Consider the following 15,062-nt stretch of genomic DNA (forward strand, 5'->3'; position numbering starts at 1 on the left):
GCCTCTCAGAACTCCAGGACGACCTGGAGCGCGTCGGCGGGACGCTCATCCAGGAGGACGTATGCCTCGGCCGCGTCGGCGACCGGTACGACATGGCTCACCAGGGACTTCACGTCGACGTGGCCGTCGGCGACGAGCCGCAGGAAGGTCCGCTGGAGGCGGTCCACGCTCCAGCGCCCGGCGAGCTGCGGCGGGAGCCCGCCGATCTGGGAGGACACGAGCTGCACGCGGTTGTGGTGGAACTCGTCGCCGAGCCGCAGCCCCACGCCGTCTCCCTGGTAGAAGCCGGAGGCGACGACGCGTCCGCCCACGGTGACCGAGCGGATGGCCTCGTGCAGGGCCGGGTGGGCGCCGCTGATCTCGATGGCGACGTCGGCGCCGAGCCCGCCGGTGGCCTCGCGGATCCGCTCCGCGACGGCGTCGGTGCGCGCGTTCAGGGTGCGTGCGGCGCCGTACTCCGCCGCCTTGGCGAGCCGGGAGTCGAGCGCGTCGACGGCGGTGACGCGGGCGCCGCTCAGCTCCGCCAGCCGGGTGGTGAGCAGGCCGATCACACCCTGGCCGAAGACGGCGACGTCCTCGCCGAGATGGATGTCGGCGGCGAGGACGGCGTTGTACGCGATGGCCCCGACCCTGGCGAAGGCGCCCGCGATCGGCGCGAGCCCGGTGGGCAGCACGTGGCCGATCATCCGCTCGGCGGGGACGAGGCCCTCGCCGCGGTGTCCCCAGATGCCCCACACCAGCTCGCCGGGCCGGGGCAGCTCGGGGGTGCCCGCGAGTTCGGGGGAGACCTCGACGACCTCGCCGACCTCCGAGTATCCCCAGCCCGCCACCGGGTAGGAGATGCCGGGCCCCGCGTCGCGGAAGATCCTGGCCTCGGGGTCCCAGGTACGGGTCAGGTAGGGGTTGGTCCCCCGATAGGCGGTGAGTTCGGTGCCCGCGGAGATGCCGGAGTACAGGGTCCGGACGCGCAGATGGCCAGGTGGCAGGGGGAGTGACTCGCCGGTGGCGATCTCCACCTGACGGGGGCCGGTGAACTGGACGACACGTTCCACAGGAGCTCCGGAAGATCGTTTTTGTATATCGGTTGGACAAATACCGCTAACTTGTGTCGAAGATATCCCAAACTTAGGTCTTGTCAATAAGCAAAAGTGGTGCTCTGATGCAACACGTACGTAACACGGCGGCAGTGAGGAAGATCTATGCGCAGGCGGTCTCGAAGGTCGAGGGCACTGGCGGCCGCTGTGGCCGTAGCGCTGGGAATCGGGCTGATGTCCGGTTGCGCCGCGCGGGGTGAGAGCGCTCCGGACAACAGGATCACGGTCTGGAGCCTGGAGAACCTCACCCCCCGCATGGAGGTGACCAAGAAGATCGTCGCGGCCTTCGAGAAGGAGAGCGGCGTCCAGGTGGACCTGGTCGGGATCGACGAGGGCCAGCTGCCACAGCTGATCATGTCCGCGGCCGCCGCGGGCACCCTCCCCGACGTCCTCGGCGGCGTCCCGCTCGCCTCGGTCTGGCAGATGTACACCAACGGCCTGCTCGACACCGCCGCGGCGGGCAGGATCGTCGAGGGGCTCGGCGCCGGCACCTTCAACCGCAACGCGCTGACGCTGACCGGCGACAAGACCACCCGCCTCAGCGTCCCCAGCGACGCCTGGATGCAGATCCTCGTCTACCGCAAGGACCTGTTCGCCAAGGCGGGGCTCTCCGTCCCCGATTCCTACGACACCATGCTGCGGGCCGCGAAGACCCTGAACGGCGGTGAGGTCAGCGGCATGTCACTCGCCACCGACCCGAGCGACGTCTTCACACAGCAGAGCTTCGAGGACCTCGCGCTCGCCAACGGCTGCAACCTCGTCGGCCCCGGGGGCGACGTCGGCCTCGACAGCCCCCAGTGCCGGCAGGCCTTCGCCACCTACCACCAGCTCGCCGCCGACTACGGGGCCCCGGGCACGCAGAGCGTGGACTCGACCCGCGCCACCTACTTCGCCGGCCGTTCCGCGATGATCGTCTGGTCGACCTTCCTGCTGGACGAGCTGGCAGGCCTGCGCGCCGACGCGCTGCCCAGCTGCGCGCAGTGCGCCCAGGACCCCGCCTTCCTCTCGGACAACAGCGGGATCGTCACGGCCCTGAAGGGCCCCGGCGCCGCCGAACCCGCCCAGTTCGGCGAGATCTCCTCCTGGGCGGTCACCCGGACCGCCGAGACCGCGGCCTCGGAGAAGTTCGTCGAGTACATGATGAGCACCGGGTACGAGGGCTGGTTCGGGATGGCCCCCGAGGGCAAGATCCCGGTTCGCGACGGCACGGCCGAGGATCCCGACAGATACCGCGAGGCCTGGCGCGCCAGCGACGTCGGCGTCGACACGAAGAAGCCGATGAAGTCCGTCTTCTCCGCCGAGTTCCTCGACCAGCTCGCCTCCGGCGTGAGCGACATGCGGCGCTGGGGCCTCACCGAGGGTCAGGGCGCGCTGGTCGGCGCGACACTCGGCGAGCTTCCCATCCCGAAGGCGGTCGGCGCCATGACCTCCGGCCAGATATCCCCGGAAGAGGCCGCCAGGGAGGCCGACGACGAAGTCACGGCCCTGCAGAAGTCCCTCCAGTGAGCCCCCGCGGCCCCGTCCCCCCGAGGAACCCACGATGAGCACCACACAGGGCGCCGAGCGGCGCCGACCCCCCGAGACGAGCCCGCGACCCGAGGCCCGGCGGGACAGGACCATCACCCTGGCCCAGCGCGAGAACAGGACCGGGCTGGGCTTCGTGACGCCCACCGTGCTCGTGGTCCTGGTCGTCGTCATCCTGCCCATCGCCTGGACCGTGCTGCTCGCCTTCCAGCGGGCACGGCTGGTCGACATCCAGGGCATGGGCCTGCTGTCCAACTGGACCTGGGAGAACTTCGCCGAGGTCTTCACCTCGCCCGGCTTCTGGACCTCGCTGTGGACCACCCTGGTCTACACCGCCGGCAGCACCGCCGGGTCGATCGCCCTCGGGCTGGTCGCCGCCCTCGCCCTGCGCCGGCCCTTCCGCGGCCGTGCCCTGATGCGCGGGTCGATGCTGCTGCCCTACGTCGCGCCCGTGGTGGCCGTCACGTTCGTCTGGGAGATCGCCCTCAGCCCGCAGTTCGGCATCGTCAACGAGCTGGGCACCCGGCTGCTCGGCTGGGAGAAGCCGATCGCCTTCCTGGCGACCCGCTCCCACGAGGTCTCCCTCCTCGGCTGGCAGGTGGAGCTGCCGCTCGCCCTGCTCACCGTCATCGCCTTCGAGATCTGGCGGTACTTCCCGTTCGCCTTCCTGTTCCTGCTCGCCCGCCTGCAGGCCGTGCCCGCCGGGATAGAGGAGGCCGCCACGGTGGACGGCGCCACGCTCACCCAGCGCTTCCGCCACATCCTGCTACCCCAGCTGATGCCGGTGATCGCGCTGCTGTCGGTGCTGCGGTTCATCATGACGTTCAACAAGTTCGACGACGTCTACCTGCTCACCGGGGGAGGCTCGGGCACCGACGTCGTCGCGGTGCGGGTCTACGACTTCCTCACCGCCCGCTACGACGTGGGGGCGGCGGCCGCGCAGGCCCTGGTCCTCGCGCTCGTCCTCGCCGTGCTGCTCGGCATCTACTTCAAGTTCTTCGCCAAGAGGGTCCAGGAGGAGGCGTCATGAGCCGCGCACAGGTCGAGGAGAGGACCTTCGCCGTCCTGCGGTGGGTCGTGATCGCCTTTCTCGCGGTCATCACGCTCTTCCCCTTCTACTACATGCTGCTGCTGTCGGTGAAGCCCATCGACCAGCTGCTGCTCGACCCCGGCCGGCTGTGGGTGACCCTCTCGGAGCTCACGTTCGACACGTACCGCAACGTCCTGCAGTCGGTCGAGGAAGGCGGCCAGGGCTTCCTGCGGATGCTCGGCAACTCCGCGCTCGTCGCCCTCGCCACCGTGGCGCTCACCCTGCTGGCCTCGGTGCCCGGCGCCTACGCGGTCAGCCGCCTCAGGTTCCTCGGCGGACGCCAGGTCAGCGCGGTGTTCCTCGCCGTTTATCTCTTCCCGTCCACCCTGCTGGCGGTCCCGCTGTTCGTGATGTTCGCCAAGATCGGCCTGCAGGGCAGCCTGACCGGGCTCGTCATCGTCTACATCGCGCAGACCGTGCCCGTCTCCATCTACATGCTGAAGAACTACTTCGTCACCATCCCCAAGAGCGTCGAGGAGGCCGCGGCGCTCGACGGCTGCTCGCGGGCGCAGATCCTGCGCAAGATCGTGCTGCCCCTGGCCGCGCCCTCGCTCATGGCGACCGGCCTGTACGTCTTCATGATCGCCTGGAACGAGTTCCTCTTCGCGCTGCTCTTCCTCGCCGCCGCCCCCGACCAGTGGACGGTCTCGCTGGGCCTGCAGCAACTCGCCAACGGCATCGAGGTCCCCAAGACGGTTCTCATGGCGGGGTCGGTGGTCCTCACGATTCCCGTGGTAGTTCTTTTCTACGCCGCGGAGAGACTCCTTACCGAGGGTCTCACCAGCGGTGCGGACAAGAGCTAGAGCCGAGGAGAGACACACCGGATGGCAACGCCCTGGAGCACCGCAGGCCACCTCCTGGAACTGATCCGCACCGGGCAGGCGCGCACCCGGGGCGAGCTCCAGCGCGTCACCGGCCTGTCCCGCTCCACCGTCGGCCAGCGGCTCGACCAGCTCTTCGACGCCGGTTGGCTGCGCGCCGTCCCCGGCGGGCAGTCGACCGGGGGACGCCCCTCCAACCTGCTGGAGTTCGACACCGGCCACGCCGTGGTCCTCGCCGCCGACCTGGACGTCACCCACGCCCGCGCCGCGGTGATGGACCTGGCGGGCGGCGTCCTGGCCGAGCACACCGAGGCCCTGCCGATCGAGGACGGCCCGGAGGTCGTCCTGGACCGGATCGGCCTGTGGTTCGTCGACCTGCTGGCCGCGGCGGGGACCGCTCCAGAGGCGGTCTGCGGGGTGGGCCTGTCGCTCCCCGGGCCCGTCGACTCCTCGTCGGGACGGGTCGTACGACCGCCGATCATGCCGGGCTGGGACGGCTACCCGGTTCCCGGGCGGATGCAGAGCTCGCTCGCTCTGCACGCCGGGGTGGACGCCGCCGTGCCGGTCCTGGTCGACAACGACGCCAACCTGATGGGACTGGGCGAGCAGCGCCACGCGTTCGCCGACTGTTCCGCGTTCGTCCTGGTCAAGGTCTCCACCGGCATCGGCGCCGGCGTCGTCGTCGACGGCAAGGTCTTCCGCGGCATCGACGGCGGCGCCGGCGACCTCGGCCACATCCGCCTGCACGACCAGTCGGAGGCCCGCTGCATGTGCGGCTCGTACGGCTGCCTGGCCGCCGTCGCCAGCGGCCGCGCCCTGGCCGGGCAGCTCGCCGCCCTCGGCGTGCCCGCCCAGTCGGGCGCCGACGTACGCGCCCACCTCGACGCGGGCTCCCCCGACGCGGGACGCCTGGCCCGCGAGGCAGGACGGCGCTGCGGGGAGGTGCTCGTCACCGTCGTCACCCTGCTCAATCCCGGCGTGCTGATGATCGCCGGAGAACTGGCGGAGACCCACTTCGTCACCGGGGTGCGCGAGCTGCTCTACCAGCGCGCCCTGCCCCGGGCCACGCGCAACCTGCAGGTCGTCACCTCCCGGCTCGGCGACCGCGCCGCGCTCGCCGGGGCCACCGTGATGGTGGTGGAGTACCTGTACGCCCCCGACCAGGCCGACGCCCGCCTGACGGCGCCGGCCCGTCCGCACCACCACTCACCTGCCGGAGTCGAATCGTGAACACCACCACACCCGTCGAGGTCGGCCTCATCGGCGCCGGCCCGTGGGCCCGCACCATGCACGCCCGGATGCTGGCCGCGGGCCCGGAGACCCGCCTCTCCGCCGTCTGGGCGCGCCGCGCCCCCGCGGCCCGGGAGATCGCCGAGCCGTACGGGGCGGTCGTCGCCGGCACGCCGGAGGAACTGTTCGACCGGTGCGAGGCCGTCGCGTTCGCCGTGCCCCCCGCCGTCCAGGCGGAGCTCGCCGTGCGCGCGGCCAAGGCGGGCAAGGCCGTGCTGCTGGAGAAGCCGCTGGGGCCCGACCTCGCGTCGGCGCGCGCGGTGGCGGAGGCCGTCGCCGAGGCGGGCGTCGTCTCGCAGATGGTGCTGACCAAGCGCTACCACCCCGCCACCCGCGAGTTCCTGCGCCGCGCGGCGCGACTGGAGACGACCGGCGCCCGCTCGTGCTACCTGCACGGCGCCTTCCTCGATGGGGAGTTCGCCACCGGCTGGCGGCTGGAACAGGGAGCCCTGCTCGACCTCGGCCCGCACCTGCTGGACCTGCTGGACGCCGCGGTCGGCCCCATCACCGGCATCCGGGCGACCGGCGATCCGCGTCGCTGGGTGGAGCTGACCTGCGAGCACGAGAACGGCGCCGTCAGCCAGGCGTCCCTGTCGGGCAGCGTCCTGCTGCCCAGGGCGCGCACCCGGATCGAGCTGCTCGGACCGGAGGGGGAGCTCGTCTTCGACACCTCAGGGATCGACCACGAGGAGTGCTGGCCCGTCCTGCGCGCCGAGTTCGCCGCCGCCGTGCGGTCGGGCCGCCCGGGTGAACTGGACGCGGCCCGGGGCCTGCGCCTGCAGGAACTGATCGACGCCGCGACGCTGACCCTGTCGCGCTGACCGCGCCGCGCCGCCCACGGCTTCGCCGGCCGTCACCGCTCCGGCCGTCACCGCTCCGGCCGCCGCCGGGCCGGCCACGTCCGCCGCGGTCCTCCGCCGAGCACGGCCACCGGAACGATGTCCGGAGGTGGTCCGGCGGCTTCCTTTCTCCAGCAGGTTCTTTACCGACAACAAGAGTGAGAGGATTCTATTTATATAGTTTCATACAGGCTCGGAAGGGAGATCCGGCATGGCTGGGGATGAGGTCACGCGGTTGCGTGCCCTGCGGGCGGAGGTGACCGGCACCTGTCGCGAAGCCGGGTGGCGCCAGGCTCTCACCCAGGCGATCCTGTGCCGGTGCACGGACGAGGAACCCCCGGGCGCCGCGGCCCGGGAGGATCTCGACGAGGCGGCCGAACACGCGGGCTGGCTCCTCGCCCACGACTGCGACCAGTGGTCCTTCGCCCTGGTGGGACGGGTGCACGAGGTCCGGTGGGAGGACTTCGGCGACCCCGCCGACCGCGACGTCGCCATCACCATGCTCTCCGAGGCGGACGACCTGCGCGAGGAGAGCGCCTGGTTCAGCGCCGCCGACCACGAGGCCCTCGCCGAGCTGCTGCTGAGCCGCCACGCCGACCGGGGCGTGCCGTACGACCTGGACCTGGCGGTCGACAGGCTCAGGGCGGCCCTGCGCGAGTGCGACGACGGGGAGTCGGCCCTCTACCTGCGCTACCGGCTGGGCACGGTGCTGGCCACGCGCGTCACCCGCCCGGGTGCGCGGCCCGCGGATCTCGGCGAGGCCGTCACCCTGCTCGAGAACGTGCTCCCTCACCTGCCGGAGGGCGACCCGGCCACGTACCAGGCGACGTTCGCCCTGGGCGGGCTCCTGCGGAGCAGGGGGCTCGCCAACGGCAGCGCCGCGGACCTGGAGCGGGCGGCGGGACACTTCGGCCTGTTCCTGCGGGCCACTCCCGACGACGACCCGCTCAGGCCGAAGGCGGCGCGCGACCTGGCCAGCACGCTCACCCACCTCGGCGGGACCTCGGGCGCCTCCTGAGACGACACGTCCGGGGCGGCTTCGGAGAGAGGGACCAGGTCGTGGGGAGAGCGGCCCGCCGTGGCGAGGCGGTCAGCCGTCCTCCCAGAGGCGGTCCTCCGGGGTGCTCGACGGCGGCTCGCCCACCCGCGTGGCCACGGACCGCGCCGCGGCCAGCAGCGGGTGCCCCTCGCCCAGGGGCGGGCGGCCGTGGGCCAGCGGGCGGCGGTCGAGCAGCGGCGCGAGGAGGGGCGCCACCTCCTCCACCTCGCCCGAGCCCATCCTGCGCAGCGCGAGGTCCAGCCGCCCGGCCAGGACCAGCGGGTGCGAGGCGTCCAGCGTGTCCTCGCCCATCGTGACGAGCGCCGCGCTCGCGGCCTCCGACTCGTCCTCGTGCCCGAGGGCGTACGCGGCACGGGCGGTCAGCAGCAGCCGCTCCGCCTGGCCGGGGAAGTCGTCGTCCATGCCGCGCTCGTCCTTCGCGAGGGACGCGAGCACCCGCGCCGCACCGGCCGCGTCGCCCAAGGCCAGCTGCGCGGTGGCCTGGGCCCGCCGCACCGGCCGCTCGGGCGGGAGCGCCCGCAGGGCGGCGAGCGCCTGGGCGGGCTCGCCCGACGCGGTGAGCGCCACGGCGCGGACCAGCGCCGCCTCGTTGCCCAGCCGGGGCGACACCTGCCGCGCGAACCACTCCGTGGTGACGGTGACCCCGGTGAGCAGCCGCACCGCCTGGGCGGGGAATCCCGAGGCCAGCTCGATCTCCGCCAGCCGCACCGCGTCGTACTGGAGCCAGTAGCCCTCGGGCGGCAGGTGCTGCGTCCGCAGCCGGAGAGCCTCGGTCAGGTGGTGGCGCGCCTGCGCGGGCTGGCCCGCCGCGAGCAGCGCCTCGGCGAGGGTCACCCTGGCCGAGGCGGTGTTGACGCTGTCGGGCCCGAGGCGCTGCTCGCGGTCGGCCAGCGTCGCCTCGGCCACGGTCACGCCGGTGACGACCCGGCCCGCGCGGGAGGCGGCCCTGGCCATCGCCTGCCGGGTGAGCGTGAACCGCCGCCACGCCGGGGCGACCCCGGTGGCGGGGACGTCCTCGGCCCGCTGCTCGTTCACCTTCCGCAGCTCGCGCAGGCCCTCGGCGGGACGGCCGGCCTCCACCAGCACCTCGGCGAGGTTGTGCCGCGCCCGGGCGCTGAGCGGCGTCACGTCCGCGGAGCCGGAGAGCTCGCCCGCCGCCCGCAGCGACCGCTCGAAGCAGGACCTCGCGCCCGCCAGGTCGCCCAGGCGCAGCAGGGCCAGACCCTGCCTGCTGGTCACGTCGCACAGGGCCCGCGGGTCGTGAGGGCCGGCCGTCAGCAGGTCCGCCAGCTCCCCGCCGACCTCCGCCGCCCGGGCCAGCAGCGGGCTGCCGTCGAGCAGGACCTGCAGGACCACCTCCAGGGCGCGAACCCTGGCATGGCCGCCGGAGCCCGCCCGCTCGGTGAACTCGGCGGTACGTTCGGCGGCGTGCAGCCGCTCGGCCCACTCCCCGGCCAGCGGGAAAAGGTCACGGGCGAGCCAGTGCGCGCACAGCGCGGCCGCCTGCCGGTCCGCCGGGCCCTCGGGGTCGTCGGCCATCGACCGGAAGGCCAGCTCCGACAGGCGCTCGGCGCTCGCCGTGGCCCACCCCGCGGGCGGGACGCCGACCGTCAGTGCGGCGAGCTCGAGCCTGGGCGCCAGATACCGCGCGTACGCGGTGACACGGCCCTCCCATCCCGCGGCGGCCGTGGCGCCGTAGACCTCCGTCGTCTCCCACACCGGCTGGACCTGGCCGCCCGACGGGCGCTTCTCCGAGGTGGAGATGTCGCCGATGCCCAGGCGCACCTGGGCGAGCATGAAACGCTCCACCTGGTGGAAGCGCGCCACCCTGCGCAGCGCCGCCGTGACCAGGCGCTGCGCGTCGAGCAGTGAGCGCGGCGGCTCCGGCGCGCCGTCGCCGGAGGTGAACTCGTCGAAGGCGTGCTTGGCGGCCAGGGCCACCAGCACGCGCCGGCTCCTGACCTCGTTGTACAGCCAGACGGCGCTGCGGCCCCTGCCGCCCTCGGCGCCCCGCGGCAGCCGCACCCGCTCCGCGACGTCCTCGGCTCTCACCTGGTGGTAGTCGCCGCCCCGGAAGGCGTCGGCCGACGCCGCCGCGATGGCCGCGAGCCTGCGTTCCTGTGCCGACACCCTTCCACCCCCTCAGATCACCGCACATGAATATATCTCACTATGGTTCGGCGAACTTCTACTTGATGAGTTGACTATCGTGATGAACGGTCCCATGTCCCCTCTGGAATCGGCCGTAACGCACTGTGACGTCGGCCGGACCGCCGCCGGTGAGGCTGGACGCGAGAAGGCCGGGCGCCCGATCGGACGCCCGGCCCGCCACCGGCCCTCTCCCGCGAGGCCGGTCGCTCAGAACTCGCAGTTCTCCTCGGTCTCGCCGGTGCAGGTGTCGGTGTCGGCGCCGCCGTCGGTCGTGTCGTTGCCGCCACGGCCGTTCAGGAAGTCGTTGCCGGTGCCGCCGACGAGGACGTCGCGGCCGCTGCCGCCCCAGAGGGTGTCGTTGCCGGCCGAGCCGAAGATCTCGGTGAACCGGTTGACGGTGTCGTTGTTGACGATGTCGTCGCCCTGGCGCATGTTGACCATGATCGTGCCGGCGTTCCTGCAGCTGACCCCGCCGGAGATCGGCTGGCAGTCGCTGTCGCTGGAGGTGACGCCCGTCCCGGTCACCTTGATGGCGCCGGTCCCCTCGGCCAGGGTGATCAGGTCGGATCCGGTCGTGCCGGTGACCGACAGGCCGCCGAGGCTCACGGTCACGGTGATCGGCGCGGCCGCCTGGGCGGGAGCGGACAGGGACGCCATGCCGGCCAAACCGGCGATGGTGAGGGCGAGGGCGGCGATGTGACGACGCATTTTCATTCAGTCCTTCGATTCGGTGATCCCGGCCCCCGTCGGGCCGATGACCTAAGGAAAGCGCCTCGTTCCTCTCCGGTCTGTGCTGAAATGCGCGCCCGGTACCGGCCCGAATACCTACAGGACGAAGACGGCGCGATGCCTGTCTTCGCGGCCTGGGGGGGGGTGGCTCGGGTCGCGGCGGCGTCGGGTGTCGGTCCATGCCGCGAGGAAGCCTCAGAGGTGCCGCATCATGCCGCACGGGCTGAACCCCCGGTCTTCGGATCAGGGAGCGCGTCAACGCCGCTCGCTGTTTCCCGGCCGGACGGGGGGCCCGGTTCGGGTCCGGCGCCCGCGCAGGGACTTCACGAGTGTCCTGGCGACCGCGACGGTCGCCGCGCCCGCCGCTCCGACCAGGGGTTCCCGCTCCTCGGCGGCGGTGGGGCCCGGGTCGGGGTGGACGGGGCCGGCCCGCCCCGCGCGGACGGCCTCCATCTGCGCGGCGAACGCCAGCCCCAGGAAGAGGGCGATCGAGCTGAGGAACGACCACAGCAACAGCGCCATGACGGCCGTGAGCGGTCCGTACGTGGCGCCGAAGGTGCCGCTGCTCTCGGTGTAGAAGGCCAGCAGGAGGGTGAAGACCGTCCACAGGGTGAGCGAGACCAGGGCGCCGAACGCCAGCCAGGTGTGACCGGGCTGCCTCCTGCGCGGAGCGGCGCGGAACAGCACCGAGGTCGACAGCAGCGCGAGGAGGAAACCGAGCGGCCAGCGCACCAGGTTGAACGCCTCCGTGGTCCCGGCGTCCCAGTCGTAGACCTGAGCCAGGGCCCTGCTGATGGCACCGCCGCCGACCATCACCACGAAACCGGCGGTCATGAAGGCTCCGGCCGTCAGGGCCATCACCAGGGCCCTGCCGTACTTGCGATGGAACGGCCGGTCCCGCTCGACGCCGTAGATGCGGTTCGCCCCCCGCTCCACCTGGGCCATGGCGCTGGTCAGCGAGAACAGGGCGGTGACGAGGCCGAACCAGAGCGCGAGGGCGCCCCCGGTACGGCCCGCCTGCCGGTGGCTGTCGGCGAGCACGTCCTTGACCGCGTCCACCCCCGCCCCCGGCGCGAGCCGGCTCAGGACCAGCTCCAGCACCTCGCCGAGATGCTCCTGGTTGATCACCGAGCTCAGCCCGACCAGCGCGATGGCGCCGGGGATGATCGACAGGCAGATCTGGAAGGCCAGAGCCCTGGCGTTGGTCATGCCCTCGCCGTACCTGAACCTGGCGACGGAGTCGCGGACCAGGTGCCATCGGCCGTATTTGCGCAGGGTCGTCCACGCGTGGTCGGCGGAGAGCTCTTCGCCGTTCATGGTCCGCGTCTGCGGGACCTTCGTCGCTGTTCCCATATCGCCGGACCCGCTACCCCGTGAACGACGTCACGAACAAAACGCCTCCGACCGTGGCCGAGGACACTGGATAAGAGGCCGATTCTGGGTAGTGCAGGCTCATGGCTGAATTCCTCACAGATATCAAGGAGCTTCGGGCGCGGGCGCGCCAGGAGATCGACAAGGGTCCCATCACGTCGGCCTACGGCGCGGATCTGCCCCGGGTGATCCAGGTGTGCAACGAGGCCCTGGCGACCGAGCTGGTCTGCGTGCTCCGCTACAAGCGGCACTACTACACCGCCTCGGGCCTCCACGCCGGATTGGTGGCCGCGGAGTTCCTGGAGCACGCCGCCGAGGAGCAGGAGCACGCCGACCGTCTCGCCCAGCGCATCGTCCAGCTCGGCGGCGAGCCGGACTTCAACCCCGAGACGCTGGCCGCGCGCTCGCACGCCGAGTACGACGACAGCCTCGACCTGATCGAGATGGTCAAGGAGGACCTGGTCGCCGAGCGGATCGCGATCGCCTCCTACACCGAGATCGTCAACTGGCTGGGCAACGACGACGTGACCACCCGGCGCGTCTTCGAGGACCTGCTGGCCCAGGAGGAGGAGCACGCCGACGATCTCAAGGGCCTGCTGGAGAGACTTCCCGGCGCCCTGGCCGGCGGGGACTCCCGGGGGCGGGGCTGAGCGGCGGGCACGGGCCGCGCGGCGCGGCCCGGCCGGTCAGCCGGTCGTGCAGGACACCTCGGGAGCCGGGGAGCCCGTCCCCGAGGCGAGGAAGCCGAAGGTCGCGGTCGCGCCGGGAGCCAGGGAGCCGTTCCAGGCGGCGTTCCGCGCCGAGACGACGGCTCCCGACTGGGTCACCGTCGCGTTCCACGACTGGCTGATCTGCCGCCCGGTGAAGGTCCAGTTCGCCGTCCAGCCGGTGAAGGCCACCGGGCCGTCGTTCCTGACGGTCACCTCGCCCTGGAAGCCGCCCGACCACTGGCCGGCCGTCCGGTAGACCGCCGTGCAACCGGTGCCGGGCGTGGGGGTCGGCGTCGGCGTCGGCGTCGGTGTGGGGTTCGGGTCCGAGCCGAGCAGCGCGGCCAGCGCGGGGAACCACCGGTCGGCGATCTTCTGGTCGCCCGACGCGTTGGGGTGCACCCCGTCGTAGGTGTCGTACGCGGTGCTGAAGCCCGTCCACTGGTCGACCACGACCACCGGTGACCGCGCGGTGGTCTTGCCCGCCGCCCAGCCGGGGATCGCCGCGTTGAGCGCGGAGACCCGCTGCGCGCACTCACCGCACGTGCTCGGGTTCATGGGGATGATCTGGGCGACGAGGACCTTCGTGTCGGGGTTGCTCGCCCGCATCTGGTCCACCAGCTTGCCGTACGCGGACAGGATGGTGGCGGTCGGGCGGTTGCTCCAGGCGTCGTTGGTGCCGAAGTGCATCAGCACGATGTCGGGCCTGGCCGCCGCGAGCCAGCCGGGGAGCTGGTTCTGGTCGGCGACGTTGGTGACCAGCGCCCCGCCGTGCCCCTCGTTGTCCCCGTCGTGCGCGACGCCGCAGCCCTGCGGCGGCAGGGTGCCGACGAAGTCGATCCCGGTGTGACCGGCGTTCACGAGGCGGTTCCAGAGCAGGGCCCGCCAGCATCCGGGGGAGCCGGTGATGGAGTCGCCGAGCGCCATGATCCTGGTGGCCGCGGCCCGCGCGGGGGCCGCGGTGCCCACCAGGAGGAGTCCCATGGTCGCGACCGCGGTCACCGCGGCCGCCAGAACCGTCAGAATCGTGCCGCTTCCGCGTGCCGTCCTTCGCATCTCGCGCTCCCGCCTCGGTGGGGGCCGATGCTAGGCGCCCCGGATGGGGGCGGGAAGCCACCCGCCCGCCCGGGAGGGCCTGACCTGCGGACCGCCGCGGGCGGGGGTGTAACTTTCAACCCGCTCCCGGTCTCGTGTCGCCGTCGCCCTCCACGCGGGCCCGCGGGGCCGCCGAGCGGCCGGGGACGGGGGCGTCGGCCGTCCGCCGGGCGTCAACGATCGGCGCCGACGCGGCGGGGCAGCGGGCCGAGGTGGTGCGGGAAGCGGTGGCGCAACGCGCCGGCCGCGGCGGCGGCCAGCGCGACGAGGGCGGCGCCGACGAGCAGCGCCGAATGGTAGCCGTGACGCAGAAGCGGGGTCACGATCACGGGGCCGAGGATCTGCCCGACGCTGTAGCCGGTGGTGAGGATCGCGATCGCGCGCGGGACCCGCAGATGGGCGCCGGTGGCCAGGGTGAGGGTGGCGACGCCGAGGAACGTGGCGCCGAAGAGGGTCGCCGCCACCAGGGCGGCCACGATCCCGCCGGTCAGGGCCGGCCGACGGCGTTCCTGGCGACGGGGAGGCGGAGCACGAAGCGCGCTCCCGCGTCGGCGTCCTCGACGTTCAGGGTGCCGTTGTGAGCGTGGGCGATGTCGCGAGCGATGGCCAGGCCGAGGCCGGTACCGCCGCGGTGCCGGCAGCGGGCGCTGTCGAGCCGGGAGAAGCACTCGAAGACGCGTTCGCGGTCCGAGACGGGGATGCCGGGCCCGTCGTCGGCGACGACGAGCTCGGCCGTGGTCTCGTGCCGGAGTACCTGGAGCTGTATCGAGTGCCGGGCGTGTCGGCGGGCGTTGTCGAGCAGGTTGGCCACCAGCCTGTCCAGGAGCGCGGGCACCGCGTCGACGACGACCGGGGCCTGCGCCCAGGTGGCCCGCAACCGGATGTCCGGGCCCCCGGTCGTCTCGGCCAGATGGGCGCGGGCCACGGCGGAAAGGTCGACCGGCTGCTGCCGTCCGTGTGCCGCCTCCGCGATCCGTGTGAGCAGCAGAAGGTCAGCGGTGATCGCTTCGAGCCGCTCGACGCCGCGAAGCGCCGCGTCGAGGAGCCGGGGCAGATCGGTCTGGCCGGGATGCAACCGGGCCTCCTCGAACTCGGCCCTGAGCCCGGCGAGGGGAGTGTGGAGTTCGTGAGCGGCGGCGGCGGCGAACCGGCGCCGAATCAGATCCTCTTCAGTGGTCAGGGCCGCCTGGTTTGCGTTCAAGTTCACTCTTTCGGAAGGTTTCGGCCGCTGGCATCACCGGCTCGTTCGAACAGGGCGGGACCCGGACACCTCAGAGGGTTCGCGGAAGCC

General features: G+C 72.5%; 14 protein-coding genes. 7 read left to right on the top strand and 7 right to left on the bottom strand.

What is annotated here, in order from left to right; translation table 11 throughout:
* Positions 1–5: 5 nt before the first annotated feature.
* Positions 6–1,052 (bottom strand): zinc-binding dehydrogenase, encoded by a 1,047-nt coding sequence (locus tag ACVCAG_RS11000; RefSeq protein WP_440083222.1) that lies wholly within the window; start codon positions 1,050–1,052, stop codon positions 6–8.
* A gap of 189 nt (positions 1,053–1,241) precedes the next feature.
* Between ACVCAG_RS11000 and ACVCAG_RS11005 the strand changes: the two genes are divergently transcribed.
* The 6 genes from ACVCAG_RS11005 to ACVCAG_RS11030 all read left to right on the top strand — a co-directional run bounded on the left by ACVCAG_RS11005 (position 1,242) and on the right by ACVCAG_RS11030 (position 7,676).
* On the top strand, positions 1,242–2,600 hold the full coding sequence (locus ACVCAG_RS11005) for an extracellular solute-binding protein (protein WP_440083223.1): 1,359 nt from the start codon (positions 1,242–1,244) through the stop codon (positions 2,598–2,600).
* A gap of 34 nt (positions 2,601–2,634) precedes the next feature.
* Positions 2,635–3,648 (top strand): ABC transporter permease subunit, encoded by a 1,014-nt coding sequence (locus ACVCAG_RS11010; protein ID WP_440083224.1) that lies wholly within the window; start codon positions 2,635–2,637, stop codon positions 3,646–3,648.
* On the top strand, positions 3,645–4,511 hold the full coding sequence (locus ACVCAG_RS11015) for an ABC transporter permease subunit (protein WP_440083225.1): 867 nt from the start codon (positions 3,645–3,647) through the stop codon (positions 4,509–4,511). The genes ACVCAG_RS11010 and ACVCAG_RS11015 overlap by 4 nt, the downstream gene beginning before the upstream one ends.
* A gap of 21 nt (positions 4,512–4,532) precedes the next feature.
* On the top strand, positions 4,533–5,759 hold the full coding sequence (locus tag ACVCAG_RS11020) for an ROK family protein (protein ID WP_440083226.1): 1,227 nt from the start codon (positions 4,533–4,535) through the stop codon (positions 5,757–5,759).
* Complete coding sequence (locus ACVCAG_RS11025; protein WP_440083227.1) at positions 5,756–6,640, top strand: Gfo/Idh/MocA family oxidoreductase; 885 nt, start codon at positions 5,756–5,758, stop codon at positions 6,638–6,640. The genes ACVCAG_RS11020 and ACVCAG_RS11025 overlap by 4 nt, the downstream gene beginning before the upstream one ends.
* 229 nt (positions 6,641–6,869) lie before the next feature.
* Complete coding sequence (locus tag ACVCAG_RS11030; RefSeq protein WP_440083228.1) at positions 6,870–7,676, top strand: hypothetical protein; 807 nt, start codon at positions 6,870–6,872, stop codon at positions 7,674–7,676.
* Positions 7,677–7,748: 72 nt separating this feature from the next.
* Here ACVCAG_RS11030 and ACVCAG_RS11035 read toward each other — a convergent pair whose 3' ends face one another.
* The 3 genes from ACVCAG_RS11035 to ACVCAG_RS11045 all read right to left on the bottom strand — a co-directional run bounded on the left by ACVCAG_RS11035 (position 7,749) and on the right by ACVCAG_RS11045 (position 11,915).
* Positions 7,749–9,848 carry a tetratricopeptide repeat protein gene (locus tag ACVCAG_RS11035; RefSeq protein ID WP_440083229.1) on the bottom strand — a complete coding sequence of 700 codons (2,100 nt, stop codon included), beginning with the start codon at positions 9,846–9,848 and terminating at the stop codon, positions 7,749–7,751.
* Positions 9,849–10,076: 228 nt separating this feature from the next.
* Positions 10,077–10,577, bottom strand: a complete 501-nt coding sequence (locus tag ACVCAG_RS11040) for a calcium-binding protein (protein ID WP_440083230.1) — start codon at positions 10,575–10,577, stop codon at positions 10,077–10,079.
* Positions 10,578–10,853: 276 nt separating this feature from the next.
* Positions 10,854–11,915 carry a YhjD/YihY/BrkB family envelope integrity protein gene (locus ACVCAG_RS11045; RefSeq protein WP_440083231.1) on the bottom strand — a complete coding sequence of 354 codons (1,062 nt, stop codon included), beginning with the start codon at positions 11,913–11,915 and terminating at the stop codon, positions 10,854–10,856.
* 137 nt (positions 11,916–12,052) lie between these two features.
* Between ACVCAG_RS11045 and ACVCAG_RS11050 the strand changes: the two genes are divergently transcribed.
* Positions 12,053–12,619: a ferritin-like domain-containing protein gene (locus ACVCAG_RS11050; RefSeq protein ID WP_440083232.1), complete on the top strand. Its 567-nt coding sequence runs from the start codon at positions 12,053–12,055 to the stop codon at positions 12,617–12,619.
* Positions 12,620–12,655: 36 nt separating this feature from the next.
* Here the strand turns inward: ACVCAG_RS11050 and ACVCAG_RS11055 are convergent, their stop codons facing one another.
* The 3 genes from ACVCAG_RS11055 to ACVCAG_RS11065 all read right to left on the bottom strand — a co-directional run bounded on the left by ACVCAG_RS11055 (position 12,656) and on the right by ACVCAG_RS11065 (position 14,972).
* Positions 12,656–13,732 carry a cellulose binding domain-containing protein gene (locus ACVCAG_RS11055; RefSeq protein WP_440083233.1) on the bottom strand — a complete coding sequence of 359 codons (1,077 nt, stop codon included), beginning with the start codon at positions 13,730–13,732 and terminating at the stop codon, positions 12,656–12,658.
* Between the two features lie 212 nt (positions 13,733–13,944).
* Complete coding sequence (locus ACVCAG_RS11060; protein ID WP_440083234.1) at positions 13,945–14,247, bottom strand: YbfB/YjiJ family MFS transporter; 303 nt, start codon at positions 14,245–14,247, stop codon at positions 13,945–13,947.
* 11 nt (positions 14,248–14,258) lie between these two features.
* Positions 14,259–14,972, bottom strand: coding sequence for an ATP-binding protein (locus ACVCAG_RS11065; RefSeq protein ID WP_440083235.1), 714 nt, complete (start codon positions 14,970–14,972; stop codon positions 14,259–14,261).
* Positions 14,973–15,062: the final 90 nt, after the last annotated feature.

Source organism: Streptosporangium sp. G12 (genome assembly GCF_052983175.1).